The sequence below is a fragment of the Actinomyces oris genome (assembly GCF_001937445.1).
In the GTDB taxonomy this organism is placed as follows: domain Bacteria; phylum Actinomycetota; class Actinomycetes; order Actinomycetales; family Actinomycetaceae; genus Actinomyces; species Actinomyces acetigenes.
Genome location: NZ_MSKS01000008.1, coordinates 1 through 21,086, shown reverse-complemented (window position 1 = coordinate 21,086; position 21,086 = coordinate 1). Strand labels below are relative to the sequence as shown.

General features: G+C 68.1%; 11 protein-coding genes. 4 read left to right on the top strand and 7 right to left on the bottom strand.

What is annotated here, in order from left to right; genetic code table 11:
* The first annotated feature begins 69 nt into the window (after positions 1 to 69).
* Positions 70 to 2,667 carry a DEAD/DEAH box helicase gene (locus BKH20_RS02370; RefSeq protein ID WP_075389803.1) on the top strand — a complete coding sequence of 866 codons (2,598 nt, stop codon included), beginning with the start codon at positions 70 to 72 and terminating at the stop codon, positions 2,665 to 2,667.
* A 743-nt stretch (positions 2,668 to 3,410) separates the two neighbouring features.
* Here BKH20_RS02370 and BKH20_RS02365 read toward each other — a convergent pair.
* The 3 genes from BKH20_RS02365 to BKH20_RS02355 all read right to left on the bottom strand — a co-directional run bounded on the left by BKH20_RS02365 (position 3,411) and on the right by BKH20_RS02355 (position 4,311).
* Positions 3,411 to 3,632, bottom strand: a complete 222-nt coding sequence (locus BKH20_RS02365) for a hypothetical protein (RefSeq protein ID WP_075389792.1) — start codon at positions 3,630 to 3,632, stop codon at positions 3,411 to 3,413.
* Positions 3,633 to 3,790: 158 nt separating this feature from the next.
* Positions 3,791 to 4,054: a type II toxin-antitoxin system RelE family toxin gene (locus BKH20_RS02360; protein WP_009406325.1), complete on the bottom strand. Its 264-nt coding sequence runs from the start codon at positions 4,052 to 4,054 to the stop codon at positions 3,791 to 3,793.
* Positions 4,051 to 4,311, bottom strand: a complete 261-nt coding sequence (locus BKH20_RS02355) for a type II toxin-antitoxin system Phd/YefM family antitoxin (protein WP_256692990.1) — start codon at positions 4,309 to 4,311, stop codon at positions 4,051 to 4,053. Before BKH20_RS02355 ends, BKH20_RS02360 begins: the two co-directional genes overlap by 4 nt.
* 211 nt (positions 4,312 to 4,522) lie before the next feature.
* Between BKH20_RS02355 and BKH20_RS02350 the strand changes: the two genes are divergently transcribed.
* The 3 genes from BKH20_RS02350 (at position 4,523) to BKH20_RS02340 (ending at position 14,553) form a co-directional block, all read left to right on the top strand.
* On the top strand, positions 4,523 to 11,098 hold the full coding sequence (locus BKH20_RS02350; protein ID WP_075389790.1) for a DEAD/DEAH box helicase: 6,576 nt from the start codon (positions 4,523 to 4,525) through the stop codon (positions 11,096 to 11,098).
* 1 nt (position 11,099) lies between these two features.
* Complete coding sequence (locus BKH20_RS02345; protein WP_075389789.1) at positions 11,100 to 13,589, top strand: 3'-5' exonuclease; 2,490 nt, start codon at positions 11,100 to 11,102, stop codon at positions 13,587 to 13,589.
* A gap of 760 nt (positions 13,590 to 14,349) precedes the next feature.
* The gene (locus BKH20_RS02340; RefSeq protein WP_070660853.1) at positions 14,350 to 14,553 is read left to right on the top strand and encodes a DUF3073 domain-containing protein; all 204 of its coding nucleotides are present in this window, start codon (positions 14,350 to 14,352) and stop codon (positions 14,551 to 14,553) included.
* A 234-nt stretch (positions 14,554 to 14,787) separates the two neighbouring features.
* Here BKH20_RS02340 and purM read toward each other — a convergent pair whose 3' ends face one another.
* The 4 genes from purM to BKH20_RS02320 form a co-directional block, all read right to left on the bottom strand.
* Positions 14,788 to 15,939: a phosphoribosylformylglycinamidine cyclo-ligase gene (gene purM, locus BKH20_RS02335; RefSeq protein ID WP_075389788.1), complete on the bottom strand. Its 1,152-nt coding sequence runs from the start codon at positions 15,937 to 15,939 to the stop codon at positions 14,788 to 14,790.
* A 100-nt stretch (positions 15,940 to 16,039) separates the two neighbouring features.
* The gene (gene purF, locus BKH20_RS02330) at positions 16,040 to 17,713 is read right to left on the bottom strand and encodes an amidophosphoribosyltransferase (RefSeq protein WP_081381564.1); all 1,674 of its coding nucleotides are present in this window, start codon (positions 17,711 to 17,713) and stop codon (positions 16,040 to 16,042) included.
* A 235-nt stretch (positions 17,714 to 17,948) separates the two neighbouring features.
* Complete coding sequence (locus tag BKH20_RS02325; protein WP_075389786.1) at positions 17,949 to 19,604, bottom strand: RNB domain-containing ribonuclease; 1,656 nt, start codon at positions 19,602 to 19,604, stop codon at positions 17,949 to 17,951.
* A gap of 345 nt (positions 19,605 to 19,949) precedes the next feature.
* Positions 19,950 to 20,411, bottom strand: coding sequence for a sterol carrier family protein (locus tag BKH20_RS02320; RefSeq protein WP_075389785.1), 462 nt, complete (start codon positions 20,409 to 20,411; stop codon positions 19,950 to 19,952).
* Positions 20,412 to 21,086 lie beyond the last annotated feature (675 nt).

Here is a 21,086-nt window from a genome sequence, read left to right as displayed (position 1 = left end):
TCCCAGCACAAGGCCATAGAAACTCATTTTTCATCAGTCTCCCAAGTACCTACCCCACAAGGAATAATCATGGCATTTAAAAGATCAGCTCGAAAGACAACACGGTACGCCACTCCCGGGGAACTATATCGCGACCTGCCACAACGTCCCGGAGCAGTTCAAGGTTTATGGGCACATCAGGCGGAAATGCTCAAAGCATACACAGATAAAGCCAACCATCCCGACATTGCTCTCGAACTGCCAACAGGTACAGGAAAGACGCTTATTGGCCTCCTCGTCGCCGAATGGAATCGTCGACACCACAACCAACGCGTTCTATACGCATGCCCGACACGGCAGTTAGCAGAACAAGTTCATAACTCTGCAAATCGTGAAGGTATCGACACAACATTATTGACCGGCTCTCATGCAAACTGGAGCCCAATTTCCAAGATGCATTACGAGTCCGCTCAACGCGTTGGTATCACCACTTACAGCAGTATATTCAATTCACACCCAAAGCTAGCAGACCCATCAGTCATACTATTCGATGATGCCCATGCAGGAGAACAGTATGTTGGAGAGGCGTACAGTCTTAGTCTTAACAGATACAACGACACCAGCGAATATCAGCGGATCCTCGAGGTCATAAGTCCAGCAGTTGACAAAGTATTCCTTGAGCGTTTAAAGGCCGACCAGTCAGATCCGGCGATTACAAGCGAAGTTCGTCTAGTAGTGCCGTTGCGACAGGCAGGAATGGTAAGGGAACTCACTAAAACGCTGTCTACGTTCAGAGAGCCATATTCATATCGCTACTCAATGATTAACCAGGGCATAGCGTCCTGCCTAATTTACGTTTCATACTCAGAAATACTAATACGCCCATACATACCGCCTACAAACCAAAATTCTTTATTTACACAAGCGAGACAGCGCATCTATCTGTCAGCCACACTTGGTGACGGCGGTGAACTTGAACGCGCGTTCGGTCGACACACCATCGAGCGACTACATCAGTTAGATGATAATACTGCACCACGATCGGGACGACGCTTTTTTGTATTCCCGGAGTTCGTTCCTAACTCTAAAAAAGAAGCTGCAGAGCTGAGTAAAGCCATTGTCACCCAAGCAGGGAAGGCCCTTATCCTCTCTCAGAGCAACGAAGTAGCCATGAAAGACGCTAGGGAACTAGCACAAGACGGATGGCGCACCTTTGGCATCGACGATGTATCCACGAGCATGCAGACATTCATCGACGCAGAACATGCAGTATGCGCCTTGGCCGCTCGCTATGACGGTCTCGACCTTCCCGGAGACGCCTGCCGGCTGATTGTGTTTGACGGCACACCCGACCAGCTGAATCTTCAGGAGCGTTTCCTTCAGAAGAACGTGCAAGGCGGGGTTGCCCTTGAGACTCGCATCCGTACTCGGATTGTTCAAGGTAGTGGACGCTGTACTCGAGGCCCAAAGGATACAGCGGTTGTTCTAGTCAAGGGAGAACTATCTCACTACTTGACGCGTCCAGAAACACGGTTACCCCTTTCTCCTGAACTCCAAGCAGAAATTCGCTTTGGGTTGGAGAATTCTCAAGACCGAACCAGAGAGGACATACTAGAAAACACTTGTGCATTCTTAAATCAGGATACCGATGACACTTGGAGATCAGACGCGGAACCAATACTTACCGATTACAGGCGCGAGGCAGTTCAATCCCCCTCGCCAGGTTCCCACTATCTATCCGCTTGTGTGGACAAAGAGATCGACGCATGGAATTCAGCGTCAGTGAGTTCATGGCGAGATGCTGCCGATAGTGCTCACTCCGTCTGCAATATACTTGGAAATGGAGGTAAAGCAACCCGACAGTATCAGGCATTCTGGAAATATCTGGAGGCAGCATGGACCGATATGGCTGCAGAAGAGAGCGGGGACTCTCTGCTGAAATCTGTATCTCGAAACTTACTATCTGAGGCCTCATCTATGGCCGGAAGGTGTCTATGGATCAATCGAATGGCACAGTTTCCAGAGACAGAGGCACCAACAATGAGTCAAGCAGACAACGTCGCCATTAATAGTATCGTGGCGATACTCAGAGGAGACCTCAAGGAAAATCGCCATCGAGACAAGCTAATCCGTATGAGGGACGATCTTTCTCAACGGGATTCCGGTAGATTCGAAGCAGGATTGACAGCACTCGGTCATATGCTTGGGGCCGATGCATCGAAACCGACACGGCATGGCCGCTGCGACTCCACATGGTGTTGGGATAACGAACTATGGCTTGCACTTGAAGCCAAAAGTGAACACAATACTGCCGGCACACTGTCCATCAAAGATGTTCGTCAATCTAATGGACAACTACAACTACTGGCCGATGATCGTAACTGTTCAACTATTCCGCCAGACAGCGCAGTCGTCATAATTTCCCCAAAGCCCGGTGTACATAGTGACGCCATCATCATCGCGCACAACGATGTTTATCTTGTACATCCGGACACAATTAGAACTATCGCTGCCGACACAGAAAACGCATGGAAACGCCTTTTAACTGGAATTAGCGGCATGAGCACAGGCGATCTACAAACTCTTGTCGCCCAGATACTTCGAGGATTTGAACTTCTACCTTCAGACCTCCGTAACCGCTTGACCGGAAAACTTGTTGGCCAAACTAAAGTCATTCCCGAGGATTGATGACGATTTTCCTCTCCCCAGCCTTCAGGTCGAAAGTATTCGGCACTCCAGCACCGACCGCCTCTCGACAACTATTTTAAGAACTTCGCGAGGTTGGTGACGACGTCTCAAAATGGCAGGCGCAATAGTTTTAGCCTCTTCTTCCAAATCCTTCCTCAGATCATCCGCTCTCCCTGCCGGGGAGGGAGGGCTTAGGAAGGAGGTGAAGGCCGTATCCAAGCCGAAAGGCCGACGCGCACACGTCCACAAGGACAAGGTAACGGCCCGAAAGGTGAGCGACATACTGAACTCGATCGCTCGCCTTGTCCGGGCCGTCGGTGTCCTTGTGGATGCCCTCAGCAAGTGGATCGGCTAGACCGTCCCCTTGCTAGGGGAGTCGCCCGGCTGGCACCCGGGTGGCTCCCCACCATTATGGCCGGCCCAGCTCACCCCTGTCCACAGCGAGACGAGACCCACTAAGGACTGCCTGTGTAGTGGGTTCGGTGCCTCGCTGAGAACCGCCTGCGAGCTCTGCGGGCCGTCGTGAGCACGTGCGATGGTACTGGATCTCTGCGAGGTCAGGCGGCACAGATCTGCCTGCGGTGGACACTCTGATCGTCGACGGCTCCTTCGACAGGTCGAGTCACCCAGGGCTTGATCGACGCCATCTCAGGCGGCTGGACGTGATCGCAGGTCGCGCAGCCAAAACAGCAGACCTGTACGCCATCGTCGTGCCGGAACTTGAGGAGGCGACCTGGAGGCGCTTATTCACCCCCTATCAAGTCATCCCCGATCACTTGATATGACAGACCGGCATCACGTGCGTCCGTCACAGCCTCATCGAGCGCACGCTCGGCGGCACAGAGGCGCATCTGCGCGACCGCAATTCTCGCGAGAGCGGGATCGCCGACCGTAGCCACAGGATCCGGGCCATCCCCGTTGTTGGCGTTTTCGATCTCGTCAAGCATCTCTTCGACGGTCTTCATACTTCACTTTCTCCTCAAGAACTTCTCGCGTCCACCATAGCACGAAGCGCAAAATCTTCATTATTATTGGCGCGGAATTCGAGCAAACGACTGATGAAAGAGTCCGACGATAATGACGCTAGTAGTCTGACGGATGATCTAGTGAGGGGCACCCGTAGCTACCTTCGGCGATAGACCTCACGACGGTGACCAACGGCGAGGACGAGAACTACCAAGACTCCATCATCGATTTCGTAAATGATGCGGTAGTTGCCGGTGCGCACACGCCATTCACCATGCCCTCCAACGAGCTTCTTGGCGCCAGCTGGGCGGGGCTCCTGAGCAAGCAACTCGACGACAGCTTGAATCCGGCGTTGGGTGCGGCCGTCCAACTTGCGCAGCTGACGGGCGGAGGCCGGGCTGAACTGGATCTGGTAGGTCATGCGAGCCCGAGGTCAGCCTTGACCTCGTCCCAGGGGATGGTGCCGTGCTCGGCGATCTCAGCTCGGGCGGCGTCGGCAGCCTCAATGTCCGCCAGATCCTCCGCCGCCTGGGTAAGCCGCTCCAGGTCATCCGCGTCGATCACCGCGGCCACGCGGCGGCCCCTGCGGGTGAGGAACACAGGCGCATGGGTCACCCGGGCGTCGTCGATGACGTCGGCGAGCCTGTTGCGCGCAGCGGTAACAGTCATTTCAGTCATAACAGACATTATGGACGAAAAGTGCGGGAATGTACATTCCGTTACTAACAAGCGTCTCACCCCTCACGTAGCCTGCGGTAGCCTCGGACCAGCGGGATCGCTCCCGGAACAACGACGATCCGCACGAGGTGGCGCCGGCCCCGGCAGACACCACTCCCGAACACCATTCGCCGCCATCCACCCCACCACCCATCACCACCACGCTCCAGCTATGACGCTCCTTCTCCCTAGCCTCCAGGCCGAACGCATCCGTCGGTCCATCGTCGACTACCTCTCGACGACCTTCGCCCTCACCGACGCCGAGCCACGGCGCGTGCTCACCGACTTCCTGGAGGACGAGAAGCAGGGAGTTTTCGTCGGCCCCTTCGTCCGCCTGCGTCTGCCCTACCTGGCCGCGAGCGCCCGCCCCGGCACAAGCGACCCGGCCCACCCCACCGACCGCCCCCTCGACTGGGACCCGGGCCTGACCCCCTACCAGCATCAGGAGGACTCCTACCGGCGTCTGACCACCAAGGGCGGTCACCGCCCCGAGCCGACCATCGTCACCACCGGCACCGGTTCAGGTAAGACCGAGTCCTTCCTCCACCCCGTCCTCGACCACGTCCTGCGCGCCCGCGCCCAGGGAGTCACCGGCATCAAGGCCCTCATCCTCTACCCCATGAACGCCCTGGCCTCCGACCAGGCCAGCCGCCTCGCCAGCCTCATCACTGGTGACCCCGCCCTGGCCGGTGTGCGCGCGGCCATCTACACCGGGGACTCCTCCGCTAGCCCCCGCAAGCACGTCACCGCCGACTCCCTCATCACCGACCGCTACGTCATCCGCGACAACCCGCCGGACATCCTGCTCACCAACTACAAGATGCTCGACCAGCTCCTCCTGCGCCCCGAGGACCGCGAGCTGTGGCGGGCCTCAGCCGGGTCGCTCACCTACCTGGTCCTCGACGAGTTCCACACCTACGACGGCGCCCAGGGTACCGACGTCGCCATGCTGCTGCGGCGCCTGGGCCTGACCCTGCGCGCCCACCTACCCGCCGACCACCCCCGCCAGGAGGCCTTCGCCTCCGCCCCACTCGGCCCCGTGTGCCCCGTGGCCACCTCCGCCACCCTCGGCGACGGGGCAGACCCCTCCCAGATGCTCGCCTTCGCCCGCGACGTCTTTGGAACCGACCTGCCCACCAGCGCCGTCGTCACCGAGACCCGAGCCGACCTCGACCAGTGGGCCGCCACGCACCGGCAGGTGGCCGAGTCCAAGGGCCTGGCCGGCCGCGCCCTGCGCCTGCGTTCCCTGCCCGGTGAGAACCTGCAGGCCCTGGCCCACCTCGCCGAGACCGGCTCCCCCAGCCCCGAGGAGCTGCTCCGCGGCGTCGTCGCTCACCTCTACGACCTGCCCGAGGAAGTGGAGGACACCCTCGACGCCGCCGGCCTCGCCTCCGCCCTCCAGGCCCACCCCGACGTCCTGGACCTCGTGCGCGCCGCCGAGAACTCCACGTCGCTGGCCGATCTCGCCCGGGGCCTCCTGGGCCCTATCCCGGAGTCGGGTCTGGCTCGGCAGGTCCTCTCCGCGATCCTGGCGGCCCTGTCCGTCGTGCGCGCCGGACTCGACGGCAAACCCGACCGCAGCGCGGTCAACGTGGAGCTCACCCTGTGGATCCGGGAGGTCACCCGCGTCGACCGGGCCCTGAGTTCCCTGCCCTCCTTCCGCTGGGCCGATGCCGCCTCCGAGCAGACGCAGGTCGAGGAGCCCGCGCGCCCTGCCCTGTACTGCCGCTCCTGCGGGCGCTCCGGCTGGGGCATCGTCCTGGCCCCCACCGGCCAGAAGGAGAAGGACGACCAGACCCACGTGCGCCGCGACCGCAAGACCGGCGACCCCCGCTTCCGGGCTCTCCTGCACGCCCCCGGGGAGGACGCCGACTACCGCACCCGCGCCGAGGCCGGCGAGATCAACCTGGAGGCCCGCCACCCCGGGCTGCGCTGGTACTCCATCAACAGCCGCGAGATCCTCACCCGCCGCCCGGACCAGGAGAGCACCGAGGCCAAGGAGGGCCTCGTCCTGCCGGTTCTCATGCTCACCGGGGACGAGCGCAGCATCACCGAGGACTCCACCAACGACGTCTGCCCCTCCTGCGGGACCAAGGACTCCATCCGCTTCCTCGGCTCGGCCGTCGCCACCCTCCTGTCGGTGTCCCTGACCACCCTGTTCGGCGACGACGCCCTCGACAACACCGAGAAACGCGCCCTCATCTTCACCGACTCCGTGCAGGACGCCGCCCACCGCGCCGGCTACGTCAACCAGCGCTCCCACACGATGAGCCTGCGCTCGGCCCTGCGCGGGGCGCTGCGAGCAGAGATGCCCATCGAGGAGTGGGCCGAGGCCGCCCTCGACGACGCCCAGGCCAGCGCCTTCGACCGCTACCGGCTGGTCCCCGCGGCCCTGTCCGAGCACCCGCGCTTCAAGCCCTACTGGGACCCGAAAGCCCCGGCCTCCAAGCGCAGCCGCGCCAAGCCGCACGTGCGCCGTCGGCTCCTGTTCGACATCGCCCTGGAGGTGGGGCTCCAGTCCACCTACGGGCGCACCCTGGAGGCCACCGGCTCGGTCACCGTCCACGTCAGCGCCGGGCGGGCCAACGCCCTGGTGGCTTTGGCCCGTCAGGCCCTCGGCACCGACCAGCAGGGCGTCCTCGACGGCTTCAAGGACACCAGCGACGCGGCCCTGCTCGCCTGGGTGCGCGGCACCCTGGAGCACATGCGCCGCGAGGGCGCCATCGACCACGAGTGGCTCTCGCACTACAAGCGCGACGACGGCAAGCGCCTGTGGATCTGGTACAAGCGCGACCGCGATCAGGGCCAGCCGGCCTTCCCCACCGGGCGCGCCGCCCCGGCCTTCCCCCAGGTCGGCGGCGGCCTCGACACCCGCAAGTCGGCCTTCACGCCGGTGAGCTCCTCGAAGTCCTGGTACGCCACCTGGGCCCGTAAGTGCCTGGGAGTCGTGCCCACCCACGCCTCCCGCCTGGCCTGCGCGCTCCTGGCCCACCTGGCCGAGGCCGGGATCCTCAGCGTCACCACCACCGACTCCGGCGGCACCGTCTACGGGCTGCCGGCCGGCCGCGTCGTCGTCTCCCCGCTGCGCGAGACCACGCGCGAGGCCCTGCTCCTGGTGTGCGACACCTGCCGCACCCAGCTGCCCGCCGCCATCGCCACCGTCGACCAGCTCAACGGCGCCCCCTGCCTGGCCGCCACCTGTCCCGGCCACCTGAGGGCCCAGCCTCACCCGACCGAGAGCTTCTACCGCAGCATGTACGCCGGGGCCCACGTGCGCCGGGTCGACTCCCATGAGCACACCTCCCTGCTCGACGCCAAGGAGCGCGCCGACGTCGAGACCGGGTTCAAGCGCCCCACGCAGGTGCCCGGTGACCCCAACGTCCTCGTGGCCACCCCCACCCTGGAGATGGGTATCGACATCGGGGACCTGTCCACCGTCATGCTCGGTTCCCTGCCGGCCACCGTCGCCTCCTACGTGCAGCGGGTGGGCCGCGCGGGCCGCCGCAGCGGCTCGGCGCTCGCCCTGGCCTACGTTCCCGGCAGGCGCAGCCAGCTCCCGATCCTCGAGGCCCCGGATCGGTTGCTCAACGGCTCCGTCGCGCCGCCGTCGACCTACCTGGGGGCCGAGGAGATCCTGCGCCGCCAGTTCCTGGCCTCCGTCATCGACACCCTCGCCCGCGAGAACCACCCGGCCATCCCCTCCGGCGGCCACGGCGGCGGCACCGCGAAGACCGCCCTGGGGGCCACCGGCGAGGGCTCGCTCGTCACCACACTGTGCGAGCGGATCGAGCGCGACGGCGCCCTGCTGGTGCAGGCCTTCACCGACGCCTTCCAGGAGCGCACGCCGGCGCTCGACCGCCTGAGCACCTGGGTGACCCAGGACGCCGGTGCCGGGCCTCGCGAGATGCTTCAGCGGGCCGCGGCCGAGCACCGCGCCGAGTCCGAGCAGCTCCACCGTCAGGAGCGCCAGATCCGTGAGGCCCTGCCCGAGCTCAAGGTCGCCGCCGAGCGCCCCAACGCCACCGAGGAGGATCTACGAGCCCATCGCTCCGCCGAAGGAGCCCGGAAGGCGGCCGAGTCCCGGATCTTCGACCTGGACCGTGAGCACTGGGTCTCGGCCCTGGAGCGCCACGGCATCCTGCCCAACTACACCCTCATCGACGACTCCGTGCGCCTGTCCGCCCGCGTCTCCTGGCGCGACCCGGACAAGGAGGAGTTCCACTCCGAGCCCTGCGACGTCGAGAGAGCCTCCGTCCACGCCTTGCACGAGTTCGCCCCCGGCGCCACCTTCTACACCCGCGGCCTGGAGATGGAGATCGAGGGTATTGACGCCTCCGACCTGAGCAACCAGGCCCAGTGGTGGTTCTGCTGCAAGGCCTGCGGCTACATCGACGTGCGTGAGCCGCAGGAGACCCGGCCCGCCGCGCCCACGGAGTGCCCCAGGTGCCGTGACACCGACATTGCCGAGGTTGGACGCGCCCGGCGGGTCCTGCGCCTGAGCCGGGTCTTCGCCGACGTCTCCAAGGACGACGCCCGCATCGGGGACTCCAGCGACGAGCGGCTCCGCACCCACTTCGAGGTCCTGCCCCTGGCTGACTTCGACCCCACCCGCGCGGTGCGCCAGTGGAACGTGGAGGCCTCCGGGTTCGGGGTGACCCGCTACCGTGGCATGAACCTGCGCTGGCTCAACACCGGGCGGCCCCTGGCCGGCCAGAGCGTCGACCGGGTCTCCGGCAACGCCCTCTCCTCGCGGGACTTCCGCATGTGCGAGGCCTGTGGCAAGCTCGACACGGACACGCGGGCCTCCTCCGCCCGCGAGCACCGGCCCTGGTGCCGCTACCGCAGCGACTCCGCCGAGCACGTGATCGCCGTCGATCTCATGCGCGAGCTGAGCACTGAGGCACTCGCCTTTGTCCTGCCGCTGGGTTTCGCCACCGACCGGGTGGGGGTGGACTCGCTGGCCTCCGCGATCCTCCTGGGGCTGGAGATCACCACTGGCGGCTCCCCCGACCACCTGAACATCGCCTCCGTCCCCCACCCCGTGGCCGGCGGCGCCCCCGGCGAGACCCGTCCCGCCCTCCTGCTGCACGACACCGTGCCCGGGGGCACCGGTTACCTCACCGACCATGACGACTCCAGCCGGCTCTGGAACCTCCTCATCCGTACCGGCCAGCACCTGGAGAGCTGCCCGTGCCGCGCCGAGGGCAAGGACATGTGCCCGGACTGCCTGCGGCCCCACGCCGTCTCCGCTGAGGTGACCCGCGCCGCGGCTTTGCACGCCATCGGCCAGCTCCTGGGACGGGAGGCCACCGGCGCCCAGGACACCGAGGGCATGTTCGCCGAGCTCGACCCGGACCTCCCCCAGTGGACAGTCACCGACGAGGCCGTACGCGCCGGCACCGGGGAGAGCCCCCTGGAGGTGCGCTTCCGCGCCGCACTCGCCGACCTCCTGAGCAAGAAGATGGCCGTGCGCACCACCAGCGACCCCTCGGGCGCGCCCGCGTTGGAGATCGACGGGGGCCGCTGGCGGATCCGTCCCCAGCTCGACGCCCGCGGTACCCGCCCCGACTTCACCTGCCTGCGCCCCGGCGGCCGCACTCCCATCGCCATCTTCACCGACGGCCACAATTTCCACGCCAGTCGCAGGAACAACCGCCTCACCGACGACGCCGACAAACGTGCACGCCTGCGCGCCGCCGGCTACCGGGTCATCTCCGTAAGCGTCGAGGACTTGGACGGGCCGTGGAACCCGGCCTGGCTGAATGAGGCCACCGTCGCCCAGCTCAAGAACGGCTCCCTGGGGGCCTCGCGCGCCGGCGGCGTCACCGACCAGGCCATTGACGCCTGGCGCGGCGGGCCAATGGCGCTGCTGGAGACGATGCTCAACGATGACAACGAGGACCCCGAGACCAGTCCGACCACCGCCGCCCTGGCGGCCCTGGCCGACTCCGCCTGGGGGCCGCTCATCGTCGGGGCCTACCACCACTTACCCTTAAGCAGGACCGCCTCCCTGCAGTGCTCCCTGGTCCCAGAGAGTGATTCCGAAGAGGACACCAGACGAACCATGGTGGATCCGCTGTGGGAAGCGCTGCGGGTGCTGCGGCCTGAGGCCGAGCTGCCCGAGCCGGCTGGTGCTGCTGATGTCGCAGGCGCTCTTGCGACGTCGAAGCGCTCCGGTTCGGTCTTTACTATCCCCCACCTTGCCCTGGCGGTCCAGCTCACCGGCTCCTCCACCACGGGGATGGCCCTCGTGCTCGACGACTCCGATGAGGCCCTGGGGACTCCCGAGCATCCGGAGGCCTGGCTGGCCTGGCTGCGGCTCAGCAACGTGCTCGCCCTGGCTCATGTGCCCGTGGACATCACCACGACCAGCCGGGCCCTGGCCGAGCTGCGCGCCCGCGCCCAGGCTGAGGTCGCTGTGGCCGACGTCGCCGGCAGCCCGGCCGCCATGAGCGATCTCGGTTGGGACGACGTCGACCAGGACCTCACCCCCGAGCCGATCCTCACCCTTCTGCCCCACCTGGCCGCGGCCGGCCTCCCCCACGAGGGCGACGGTGTCGAGGTCGGCGGCATCATGACGGACTTGTCCTGGGCCGCGCCCAAGGTTGCTGTCCTCGCCGAGCCGCAGGACGGCGACGAGGAGGCCCTGACGGCGGCCGGCTGGCGCGTCATCGTCACCGGCGACGATCCGGCCCGCACCGCCACCGATATCTGCGCGCTCATCCCCGAGCTCCTGGAAGGACACTGACATGGCCACGATCCTGTTGCCCAGCAGCAAGACGAAGGACGCCACCGCCAAGGACCCCTCCCTCAGGGCGAAGATCGGGCCGTTCATCAGCAAGCTGTCCACCATGACCACGAGCTCGGGGCTGCACCTGGAGCCCATTCGTGGATCGCGGGACCGGCGTGTGCGCACCGCGCGCGTCACCGACTTCTACCGGGCCGTCCTGTTCGAGCTCGCCGCCGACGGTGAGGTCGTCTACGTCATTCACGGAATCTGGCCGCATGACGAGGCCATCAAGATCGCCGAATCCGTCACCGTCCACGTCAACCCCCGCAACGGCATCACCGAGGTCGTCAACGTCGGGGACCTCATCGGCCTGGATCCCCGTGCCGTTGAGGAGGCGCGGCGCACAGCCCAGGCCGAGCTCGCCGCCGCCCAGCGCGAGGCCGATGAGCTCGCCCGCGAGACGGCCCGCCTCCAGGCCGCCAACGCTGAGGCGCGTCGTCGCAACGAGGAAGCCGCCAGAGGGGTCGACGTCGGTTCCGCGTCCACCCAGGCAGCTGGCACCGAGCCGGTTGGGACGGGGGGCCAGCGGGGCGAAGGAGGAACGGCTGCCGGAGTGGCGCTCGGGGCCGCTGCTGTGCCGGGCGCCGTCGTCGTTCCCAGCCGGGACCAGGCACCGGTGTGGCCCGACGGACTCACCGTGGAGATGCTGCACGACGAGCTCGGCATTGACGTCCGACTCGGCGCGGCGGCACTGGCGGCGCAGCGCGAGTCCCAGCTCCTCGACCTGGCCTCCACCGCCCGAGTGTCCTGGCAGGGCGAGGCGCTGCTCAGCCTGGCCACGGGGGCGACGATCGAGGAGATCCGTGAGGACTTCGGGCTGCGGCCCTCGCGTGACGTCGCCGCAGAGCCCACCGACGCCGACCTCATCGCCGGTCTGCGCACTCGCGCGGCACGCTCGACCTTCACCTGGTTGGAAAGTGACGAGGACCTGCGCCGCGCCATCGAGGGACTCAGCTTCGCCAAGTGGCAGCTCTTCCTGCACCCCCAGCAGCGGGCCCTCGTGGAGCGGCGCGCGAACGGCCCCATGCGTGTCTCGGGCGGCGCCGGAACCGGGAAGACCGTCATTGCCGTGCACCGCGCCGTCGAGCTGGCCAAGCGGGACAAGGCTGACGGGCAGGAGCCGCGGATCCTGCTGACGACCTACACGCGCAACCTCGCCGACGACCTGCGCCGCCAGGTCGCCCAGCTCGAACCACGGCTGCCCTTCACCGAGAAGCTGAGCGAGCCCGGAGTCATGGTCAGCGGCCTGGACCGGGTGGCGCGCATGATCCTCCAGCACGCCGGGGCCAAGATCTCCCCCATCGCCCAGGAGGTCATCGGCCAGCCGCGCGGGCGAGTACTCACCTACCCCAGGGAGAATGTGTGGCAGGAGGTCCTCACCCTCATGGGCGATGAGCTGCCCGAGAAGCTGCGCTCCGCCGACTTCCTGGAGTCCGAGTACGAGCTGATCGTGCTGCCCCAGCGCGTGACGACTCTCAAGCAGTACCTGCGCGTGCGCCGCCCCGGTCGGGGCGTGGCCCTGGACCGGTCCAAGCGGGCCGCCGTGTGGAAGGCGATGGAGCGCTACCGGGACCGCAGCGCCGACCTGGGCGTGACCTCCTTTGACGAACAGCTCGTGCTGGCCGCCGCCTGGCTCGACCATGAGGCAGCCTTCGGCACACCCCGGCCTTTCCGGCACGTGCTCGTCGATGAGGCGCAGGACCTCACGCCCGCTCACCTGCAGCTGCTGCGGGCGCTGGTGGAACCTGGCCCGGATGACCTGTTCCTGGCTGAGGACTCCCACCAGCGGATCTACGGCAAGAAGATCACGCTGAGCCACTACGGGATCCAGGTGCGCGGGAGGTCGCGGCGGCTGACGCGCAACTACCGCACCACCCGTCAGAACCTCGATGTCGCCTTCGGGATCCTCGATTCCGGCACCTATGAGGACATGGAGGGGCAGGCCGAGGAGCACCACTACGTCTCACCGCGCTCCGGACCCGAGCCACTGCTGCTGCACGCCTCCGACCGCGCCGACGAGCTGAGCAAGGCCGCTGAGCTGCTGACGGTGTGGCTGGAGCAGGACCGAGACAGTGAGGACAGCGCCCCGGAGAGCATCGCCATCCTCGTGCGTGACCGCTACCAGCGCGACGCCGTCGTCAATGGTCTGGCGCAGCACGGGATAGAGGTGCGTGCCGTGGACCGGGAGGCGGCCGGTCGAGGCAGGCCAGTGGTCATGACGATGCACCGCGCCAAGGGCCTGGAGTTCCGCAAGGTTCTGCTCTTCGACGTCTCGAGGAACGCGATCCCTCGGTCGCTGCGGGACCAGCAGTACTCCGACGCAGACCACGACGACGCCCTCCTACGGGAGCGTTCGCTGCTGTACGTGGCCGCGACCCGCGCCCGAGACCAGCTCGCCATCTCCTGGAGCGGCGAGGCCAGCCCCCTCATCACCGCCCTCGTGCCGTAGGCCACTGCCTCTAGGGAACCCTCCGGCACGTCAGCGCACGGTCCTCTCGCGGGCGCCACCCCCTACCCGCCACGGACACACCATCAGTCTCGAGAACTGCACCCCGGGGAGCTGCTCTTGCCCCCTCAGCTGCGTCCACGCGTGGCAGGTGGCCGCAACAAATGCCCCCGGGAGCCTCATCAGCGTCAAAGTGTCCAAATGGGACGACTATGACGCCACAGCCTGCAAGATCCGTTCGTATATGCGCAGGTCAGGGTGATTCGACTTCATCCAGCCCGCTCGCAGCGGCTTCAAAGTCGTCCCATTTGGACAAAATCCGCCCCCTCCCATGGCACCTCCTCGCGGCCGGAACGGACGAGACCAGTGCCGACGAACAAAGCGCACCCGTGCGTCCGTCAGGCCCACCGCGTACGCCCCCGGCGAAGTGCCGGACCCACTCGCCAGGCAGCCCCCGCCCCTTCCTAGGAGTGCCCGAGCCAGCAGCCCCGCCCCCGAGAATCCCCACCTGTCTGGAGGAACGTCGGGCCGATATTGGGCAGCATCCGCAGGCTCACTGAGGGCCTCTCGAAGGCTCCCTGGACAATCGCTATGCGGCTCTCGGACCTACTGCCCAGCATGTGGGGTGTGCGTCACCACGACTCTCCTCCGGTGTCCGAATGGTGTTCGTGACCATTGACGTTGTACGGTTGCCCCACGACATATTTGACCAGGAAGAGCGCGCCCACGTGCGCGCCGTGACACGTTGGAGGGGGTCGAGCCTATGGGGCGCGGCCGTCAGAAGGCCAAGGCAACCAAGGTTGCCCGTAAGCTCAAGTACTTCAGCCCGGAGACCGATTACAAGGCTCTGGAACGGGAGCTCGTCTCAGCGTCCTCGGGATCCGAGTCTGACGACGAGATCGACTACGAGGAGCTGGCCGCCAAGTATGCCGTCGACGACGATGACTGGGACGAGGACGGCAAGTAGCCCATCCCAGTCGAGGGCCGGAGGAACGCACCTGCCGGCCCTTCCGCGCGCCTAAGAACGCGCGCGTCGAGGCCGTCGGGCAGCCATCCGTGTCACTCTCGGCGACTTTTCACTCCCGAACCGAATCACCTGTGTCGCATCGACCCAGGTCAGGGCGGTGCTGTCCTGACTCGTTGCTCCAGAACCGGCCCGGTGGGGATTGAATAGTCGCCGTCCGTGACACCTCGCGATGGCTCAGGCGGTGTAGGTGCCGTGAATGTCGACCGCGCCCCCGTCGACGCCCTTCGTGCCGGCGACCACCCGCCCCCGGGCCTCGTACTTGCCGGCCTCATGCACCTCTCCCAGCACCCAGGCGGGGATGTTGGAGCCCTCGGCGACCCGCAGGACGGCATCGACCACGCCCGGGTCAACAACGGCGACCATCCCCACCCCCATGTTGAGGGTGCCCTCGAGGTCCTCCCACGGCACCGAGCCGAGCTCGCGCACGGTGGTGAAGACCGGCGGCACCGTCCAGGAGGAGCGGTCGACGTCGGCGATGAGCCCGGCCGGCAGGACCCGGGCGACGTTGGCGGCCAGCCCCCCACCGGTGATGTGGGACAGGGCGTGGACCGGTGCTGGGGCGGCCGGCGAGGACAGGGTCTCCAGCATGGCCAGGCACACGCGGGTGTACAGGCGCGTGGGCTCGAGCAGCTCCTGGCCCAGGGTGCGGCCGAACTCGGGGACCTCACGCTCCAGGCCCCAGCCGGCGTGCTCGATGACGCGGCGCACCAGGGAGTAGCCGTTGGAGTGCAGCCCGGAGGAGCCCAGGGCGACCAGGACGTCGCCGGCGCGCACCTTCTCGGCGCCGAGCATCCGGTCGGCCTCGACGACGCCGGTGGCGGCCCCGGCGACGTCGTACTCGTCGGGGGCCATGAGGCCGGGGTGCTCGGCGGTCTCCCCGCCCAGCAGCGGGGTGCCGATGGCGGCGCAGGCCTGGGCGATGCCGCGCACGATGTCGGCGATCCGCTCGGGGACGACGTGCCCGCAGGCGATGTAGTCGGTCATGAGCAGGGGGCGGGCCCCGACCACGACGATGTCGTCGACGACCATGCCCACCAGGTCCTGGCCGATGGTGTCGTGGATGTCGAGGGCCTGGGCGATGGCGACCTTGGTGCCCACGCCGTCGGTGGAGGTGGCCAGCAGGGGGCGGCGGTAGTCGCGCAGGGCGGAGACGTCCACGAGCCCGGCGAAGCCCCCGACGCCGCCGACGACGGCTGGGGTCATGGTGGAGGCCACGGCGTCCTTCATGAGCGCGACGGCCCGGTCCCCGGCGGCGGTGTCCACGCCGGCGTCGGCGTAGGTGATGGCGGGGGCGGGCTGCTCAGGCTGCTCGGGCTGCTGGGTCATGTGGGGGCTCCTTGTGGACTCGGGTCGAAGGTGCGGTGGTGGGCGGAAAGGGGTGAAGGCGCAGCGGGTGGCCGGGGCGCGGCGGGCGCCGGGGCCCGGGCTAGGTCGTCGATCCCAGGGGGCTGCCGGAGGCCAGGTCCGGGCGGGTGATGCTGCCCGGCGGCACGGTGCGGTCGGCGTGGTCGGCCTCCTCGCGGCGCCGGCCGCGGTAGGCGGTCGGGACGCGGCGCACCGGGATGGCGGCGGCCGTCAGGCTGCGCACCGGCGGCGGGATCGGGTAGTCGCCGGTGAAGCAGGCCATGCACAGCTCGTCGGCCTTCTGGCCGCTGGCGGCCACCATGCCCTCGACGGACAGGAAGCCCAGGGAGTCGGCTCCGATGGACTGACAAATCTCCTCCACGCTCATGCCGGTGGCGATGAGCTCGGCGCGGGTGGCGAAGTCGATGCCGTAGAAGCAGGGCCACATCACCGGTGGGGAGGAGATGCGCACGTGGACCTCAGCGGCGCCGGCCTCGCGCAGCATCCGCACCAGGGCCCGTTGGGTGTTGCCGCGCACAATGGAGTCGTCGACGACGACGAGGCGCTTGCCCTCGATGACCTCGCGCAGGGGGTTGAGCTTGAGTCGGATGCCGAGCTGGCGCAGGGTCTGGGTGGGCTGGATGAAGGTGCGCCCCACGTAGGCGTTCTTCACCAGGCCCTGCCCGTAGGGGATGCCGGAGGCCTGGGCGTAGCCGATGGCGGCCGGGGTGCCCGACTCGGGCGTGGCAATGACGAGGTCGGCCTCCACCGGGTGCTCGCGGGCCAGGGCGGCGCCCATCTCGTTGCGCGAGGTGATGACGCTGCGTCCGGCGATGCGGGTGTCGGGGCGGGCCAGGTAGACGTACTCGAAGACGCAGCCGGCCCGCCGGGCGGTGGCGAAGCGGGTGGAGCGCACGCCGTCCTCGTCGATCTCGATGAGCTCGCCGGGCTCGATCTCGCGCACGAAGGCGGCGCCGATGATGTCCAGGGCGGCGGTCTCGGAGGCTACGGCCCACCCGTTGCCCAGGCGCCCCAGCACCAGGGGGCGCACTCCGTGGGGGTCGCGGGCGGCATAGAGGGTGCGCTCGTCCATGAAGACCAAGGAGAAGGCACCGCGCAGCATGGGCAGGACCCGGTGGGCGGCCTGTTGGACGCTCAAGGGGGCCGGCGCTAAGTAGGCGGCGTCGAGCTCGGCGTCGTCGGTGATGCCGGAGGTGAGGACGTCAGCGGCCGAGTCCCAGCCCTCCAGGGCGCCGTGCTCGGAGACGAGGTTGAGCAGGGCGGCCAGGACGGCGGTGTCGGTGGAGGAACCGCGGCCGAGCTCGCCGCTGAGGTCCTCCCCGGAGGTGGCGCGCACGGCGTCCATGAGCTCGCGGGTGTTGGTGAGGTTGCCGTTGTGGGCCAGGGCGAGGGTGGAGCCGGCCGCCGGGCCGAGCATCGGCTGGGCGTTCTCCCAGGTGGTGGCGCCTTGGGTGGCGTAGCGGACGTGGCCGACGGCGATGTGGCCGGTGAGGTTGGACAGGGCCTGGTCGTCGAAGACCTGGGAGACCAGGCCGAGGTCCTTGTAGACGAGGATCTGGGAGCCGTTGGAGGTGGCGATGCCGGCCGACTCCTGGCCGCGGTGCTGGAGGGCGTACAGGCCGAAGTAGGTCAGGCGGGAGACGTCCTCACCGGGGGCCCACACGCCGAAGACGCCGCACTCCTCGCGCGGCGAGGGCTCGAGCTCGTCGGTGTGGTCGTCGGGCAGGGCGCTCAGGCCGGGGGCGACGACGGGCCCTGCGGGAGCCCCGGGAGCCCCGGGGGTCGCCGGATCGGGCGGGCTCTGTCGGCTGGGCCGCCCCAGGGGATCGGAGGAGTCGGCCCGCGGTGTGGAGCGGGCGCCGTCGGGATGGTCGAAGGTGATCTGCGAGGGGTTCTCACCGGTGCGCACACGCACAGTCTGTCACGCCCGGGCGCCGTCTGCCCATTGCGGTCGCCGGAGCCGGCCCGTCTCAGGGGCGCTCCTGGCGCAGGAGCTGGAAGCGGATGCCGGAGGCTGGGTCGGCGGACAGGAGGCGGACCTGCACGCGCTCACCCACCGGGAGGCCGCCGTCCAAGGCCTTCTTGCCGGCGCGGATCTCGGTGACGACGGCGGGCTCGGCCAGGACGAGCTCGCCGCGGCCGTCGCGCTCGGAGGTGATGACGCCGTCGAAGACCTCACCCTCGTGCCCGCGCAGGACCAGGGCCTCCAGGGCGGTCAGTGCCCCACGGCCGATGGCTCTGGCGCGCCTGCCGGTCTGCTCCATGACGCCAGGAAGATCCGGCAGCGCCTGGAGGACCCACTCGGGCACAGGCCCCTGGGCGCAGGCAGCGATGCAGACCTCCTCGCCGTAGCGGTCCACGAGTCGGCGCAGCGGCGCGGTGACGTGGGCGTAGCGGGCGGCGATCGCGGAGTGGACGGCCTCCTCGGAGTCGGCGGCCTCGTCGTCGGCGGGGACCCCGACCCCGCCCACCCCGAAGGCGAGGTAACCCGATCCGCGGAAGAGGGACATGGCCTGCTCCAGGAAGGCCGCGTGGGCGGGGATGGCGTGGTCCAGGCTGCGCACGAGCTCGGGGTAGGGCTGGGCGGCCGGCCAGTCGATGCCCAGGGCCGCGGCGACGCGCCGCAGGCGGGCGTAGTCCTCGGGGCGCGCCGGAGGCAGGGTACGCAGGATGCCGACGCCACACTCGACCATGATCCGGGCGGCGCACATGCCGGTAAGCAGGGAGATCTGGGCGTTGTACTGCTCGGCGGGCGCGGGCACGCGGTAGGCGAGCCGGTAGCCGGCCGGGCTCGACGGTCCGTCGGGGACGGCCGGCTCCGCCGTCTCCTCCGTCTCGGTGACCGCAGTCGCCTCAGTCACCTCGACGACCTGCTCGGGCGTGGTCATGCTGATGCCGCCGCGGGCGGCCTCGCGCTCCAGGCGCAGGCGGCCGATCTCGGCCAGGAGCTCGGGCAGGTCGGCCGGCGCCTGACGGGGCAGGGCTCCCTCCCCGTCGATGGCGGCCTGGACCTGGGCGTAGCTGAGGCGCGCCCGCGAGCGCACGAGGGCCCTCTCGACCCGGGTGGAGACGACCTCGCCGCGCTCGTCGAGGTCGATGGTCCACAGGCAGGCCGGGCGCTCGGCGTCCTGAAGAAGGGAGGCGGCGCCGTGGGAGAGGACCTCGGGGTGCAGGGGTGTGGCGGCGTCGGGGGCGTAGATGGTCTCGCCGCGGCGGCGCAGCTCGGCATCCAGGGCGCCACCGGGGGCGACGAAGGTGGCCAGGGAGGCAATGGCGTAGCGAACTCGGTAAGCGGCCGCCGACTCAGGGGTGCCCCCGACGTTCCCCGCGGCCGTGCCGGCCTGGTGGGGCCGCGCGGGCAGGCGCTCCAGGAGCACCGCCTGGTCGAGGTCCATGGAGCCCGGCGGGTCGATGGTGACCAGTTCCAGGTCGCGGGCATCGCGGGCGCCGTCGGCCAGGAGACGCACGGGGCCGTCCTGGGCCCAGGCGCCGGCGGCGGCCTCCGCCTCGGCGAGGGCCTCGGGTGGGAAGGCGGTGGGGACCTCGTAGTGCGCGCGCAACGCGTCCAAGGTCCGGGCGACCTCGGCGGGCGGGGCGGTGTAGGTGCTCAGGCGCGTGCGACTCATGGGACGAACCTACCGGCGCCGGCCCTCAGCGCAGTGCCCAACGGGCGGATGGGGCGGAATCGGCCCGATCTGTCACGGGTGGCGACTTTTAGGACCGAGTGCGCTCCGCAGACGACCAGTCGGAACGTGTTGACGCTGGTCAGGACCTTGCGCCCTGACGCCTGCCCCGACAGCGCGCGTTGAAAAGTCGCCATCCGTGACACTTTCGTCCTCAGGACATGGGGGTGACGACCACAACGAGCCCGCGGAGCAGCCCCGGTTCGCAGAGCAACAGTCAGGATCGGAGCGGTGGCACGGCGGCGACACAGCGGCGACCATGCCAACGCCGGTCGGTCCAACAGGCTTTCAGAGCTTGACCAGCGGCAGGTAGACGGACAGGTCGCAGCGCTCGCCGGAGGCGTGCAGGGTGCCGCCGGCCAGGGCGTCCTGCCAGGTGAGTCGGCCGGTGGCCAGGGCCAGCCAGGTGGGGGCGTCGGTCTCGACGACGCTGGGCGGGGTGCCTCGCCGGTGGACGGTGCCGGCGACGGCCTGGGTGACGCCGAAGGGCGGGACTCGCACCTCGACCGAGCGCCCGGGCGCGCAGGCAGCGAGCTCTTCGAGGGTGTAGCGCACGGCGGTGGCGGTCACCCGACGTCGGGCGGCCCGGTCGGTGGGACTGGCGGAGGCAGCGCCACCGGCGGCTCTTTCAGCGCCGGCAGGTCCTTCAGGGGCGTTGGCCGCTCCATCGCCGGACGTGTCCTGCTCCTGGGCCCACTGGCGCAGGGCCTGAGCGCCGGCGGTGGGGTCGATGCGTCGTCTTGCAGCCATGGCGCGAAGCCTATGCCGGAGTGCCCCGGGACCGGCAGGCGAGCCCATCGTGGGCAGCGAGCACCCGTCCCTGCGGTGGAGACGCCCCCGGGAAGTCGTGCCGGCCTGTCCTGGCAGTCGATGCAGGCTCCGCCGCCGGTGGTGGAGACCGCCATGAGGTTGTGCCGGCCGTCCCTGACCTGCCCTGATCGGTCCCGACGACGGCGCCTCGCGGCAGGCCCGGCCCGCCGGGCGGCGCACCCCCATATCGGCAAGGCGGACCAACACGCTCGTGGCCGGCTCTGACCAGTCTCGACGACGGCGCCGCACGGCCGACCCGGCCCATCGGGGACTGCGTTCTCCGCCCAGGACGTACCTCTCCCCCAAACGACTGGGGCCCGGTCGTCACTTCCCGTGGGAGAACGCAGTCCCCGACCGAAAAGTACGTCCTCGATCTGGGGCGGCACAGCCCACAGGGGCGTCCCACGCCGCCGGAGGCATTCGACGACGCCGGGGACATCCTGCGCGTGCGGGCGCCTGCCACCCCGGCCGGGGGCATCCTGCGCCGTCGGGGACAGGATTCCTGTCTCCGTAGGCGCGGGATGTCCCCGGTGGAAAGGGAGTGTCCCCGGTGGGAGGCGAGTGTCTCCGGTGGGAAGGGGATGTTCCCGTAGGCGCGGAATGTCCCCCCCCCCC

Coding starts and splice junctions, on each gene's coding strand:
- purM (WP_075389788.1), bottom strand. CDS start 15,939: ATGACCCAGCAGCCCGAGCAGCCTGAGCAGCCCGCCCCCGCCATCACC.
- BKH20_RS02355 (WP_256692990.1), bottom strand. CDS start 4,311: ATGACTGAAATGACTGTTACCGCTGCGCGCAACAGGCTCGCCGACGTC.
- BKH20_RS02350 (WP_075389790.1), top strand. CDS start 4,523: ATGACGCTCCTTCTCCCTAGCCTCCAGGCCGAACGCATCCGTCGGTCC.
- BKH20_RS02365 (WP_075389792.1), bottom strand. CDS start 3,632: ATGAAGACCGTCGAAGAGATGCTTGACGAGATCGAAAACGCCAACAAC.
- BKH20_RS02325 (WP_075389786.1), bottom strand. CDS start 19,604: ATGAGTCGCACGCGCCTGAGCACCTACACCGCCCCGCCCGCCGAGGTC.
- BKH20_RS02320 (WP_075389785.1), bottom strand. CDS start 20,411: ATGGCTGCAAGACGACGCATCGACCCCACCGCCGGCGCTCAGGCCCTG.
- BKH20_RS02345 (WP_075389789.1), top strand. CDS start 11,100: ATGGCCACGATCCTGTTGCCCAGCAGCAAGACGAAGGACGCCACCGCC.
- BKH20_RS02360 (WP_009406325.1), bottom strand. CDS start 4,054: ATGACCTACCAGATCCAGTTCAGCCCGGCCTCCGCCCGTCAGCTGCGC.
- BKH20_RS02370 (WP_075389803.1), top strand. CDS start 70: ATGGCATTTAAAAGATCAGCTCGAAAGACAACACGGTACGCCACTCCC.
- BKH20_RS02340 (WP_070660853.1), top strand. CDS start 14,350: ATGGGGCGCGGCCGTCAGAAGGCCAAGGCAACCAAGGTTGCCCGTAAG.